The organism is Desertibacillus haloalkaliphilus (assembly GCF_019039105.1).
Taxonomy (GTDB): domain Bacteria; phylum Bacillota; class Bacilli; order Bacillales; family KJ1-10-99; genus Desertibacillus; species Desertibacillus haloalkaliphilus.
On the sequence record NZ_JAHPIV010000092.1, the window covers coordinates 1 to 459 of the forward strand.

Here is a 459-nt window from a genome sequence, read left to right on the forward strand (position 1 = left end):
GTGTAACGGCAATATGCGTCTTTTTTAACGATGATTTCAACAACCGCACTGTGTAGTGAGTTTGTTGAATAAACTGGTGCTGTACATCCTTCTACATAGTGTACAGAACTGTCTTCATCAGCGATGATTGACGTACGCTCGAATTGACCCATGTTCTCAGAGTTAATACGGAAGTACGCTTGAAGAGGTGTATCTGTTTTTATGCCTTTTGGTACGTAAATGAACGATCCACCAGACCAAACAGCTGAGTTAAGTGCTGCGAACTTGTTATCAGATGGAGGAATGATTGTTCCAAAGTGCTCTTTGAAAATTTCCTCATGCTCTTTTAACGCTGTATCTGTGTCTGTGAATAGAATTCCTAAATCAGTTAGTTCTTCTTTCATGTTGTGGTAAACAACTTCAGACTCGTACTGAGCAGAAACCCCTGCTAAATACTTTTGTTCTGCCTCTGGGATCCCC

1 protein-coding gene is annotated in these 459 nt (G+C 41.0%); it reads right to left on the minus strand.

The genetic code is table 11. The features are described from left to right. Positions 1–459 (minus strand): SufD family Fe-S cluster assembly protein (locus tag KH400_RS21000; RefSeq protein ID WP_438821134.1); only part of this gene is annotated, 459 nt, incomplete at both ends.